Below are 1,132 nucleotides of genomic sequence, written 5' to 3' on the forward strand. Positions count from 1 at the left end.
AAGTTACCTAAAAAGGTAACAATTTCCAAATTTATATATGATTTTCAATATAGAAACGGATTTTCACGTATTACTGGCAACGGTCTTGTATAATAACAGTAGGGCGGAAAACTCCCACTAACTATTCGGTTTAGCACAAGCCGAATTTTTAAATTTCTATGTTTATTTTTTTTTGTAAATATAGCCAAATTTAAAAATTTGGCGACCTTGCAAATGCGCTCGAACCATTCGGTTTTGCTACAATTGCCCTATTGTTTTTATACGTTGTTGCCATTAGTACTTTCTCGCAATTTTGTTCCGTTCTCATTTATTAATCAACAAACATTTCTCTAATTACGTCCTTACATTTTTGTGTCTCGCTCTTTGTCAGTTGGTCAAATATTTTAATAATTCGTGATTTATCAACTGTTCGTATTTGGTCAATTGTTACCATTCCTTTTTTATTATTATGCTTGACCGCAACACGAGAAGGATATTTTTTGAGATTGGTTGTCATTGGTGCTACTACGATAGTATTCAAGTACTTATTCATTTCATTTGGCGAAACGATTACACAAGGTCGAATCTTTTTCATTTCGCTACCTTTTGTCGGGTCAAGATTTACGAGTACGATGGAATATTGTCTTAATTCCATTCCTCAAAATTTTCGTCTTCAAAAACATCATCGAACAATAAACGGTCATCGTTATTTTCGTGCATTTTCTCAAAGGCTTTTTCCCAATTTTTTCTTGGCGTATCAATTGGTTTAAGAATAATTTGGCCTTTTTCCAAAATCATTTCTACTTTGTCCTTGATATTGTATTTTTCCAAAATAGTTTTGCTCAAGCGCAAACCTTTTGAATTACCAATTTTTATGATTGCTGTTTCCATAACTTTATGTTTGTAATTACAAAGTTATCACATTTATTTTAATGTACAAGTTTTTTTTTGTATTAATGGCAACGGTCTCGGTGTATGAGCAGTAAAGGTTTTTATTTACTGTTTTTTCGAGCTATCGTTGTGTTTGTTTTTGCGACTACTTTAAGGATTGTCGTTTAGCCTTTATTGCTTATACACATCTTAAGTTAGCAATCTATTAACTTTAACATTTAATCATAAAGAACCAAAGAGAGGAATAAGGTTATGATATACG

The 1,132-nt window shown here is 31.7% G+C and carries 2 protein-coding genes; both read right to left on the reverse strand.

What is annotated here, in order from left to right:
* Positions 1-310 precede the first annotated feature (310 nt).
* Entirely contained in the window at positions 311-634 is a 324-nt protein-coding gene (locus WA340_RS03430) for a type II toxin-antitoxin system PemK/MazF family toxin (protein ID WP_336127278.1), read from the reverse strand.
* The gene (locus WA340_RS03435; protein ID WP_336127279.1) at positions 625-870 is read right to left on the reverse strand and encodes an AbrB/MazE/SpoVT family DNA-binding domain-containing protein; all 246 of its coding nucleotides are present in this window, start codon (positions 868-870) and stop codon (positions 625-627) included. The genes WA340_RS03430 and WA340_RS03435 overlap by 10 nt, the downstream gene beginning before the upstream one ends.
* Positions 871-1,132 lie beyond the last annotated feature (262 nt).

Source organism: Mesoflavibacter sp. CH_XMU1422-2 (assembly GCF_037029245.1).
Taxonomy (GTDB): Bacteria; Bacteroidota; Bacteroidia; order Flavobacteriales; family Flavobacteriaceae; genus Mesoflavibacter; species Mesoflavibacter zeaxanthinifaciens.

Excerpts from the sequence above, each read along its gene's own strand:
- WA340_RS03430 (WP_336127278.1), bottom strand. The coding sequence starts at position 634 with ATGGAATTAAGACAATATTCCATCGTACTCGTAAATCTTGACCCGACA.
- WA340_RS03435 (WP_336127279.1), bottom strand. The coding sequence starts at position 870 with ATGGAAACAGCAATCATAAAAATTGGTAATTCAAAAGGTTTGCGCTTG.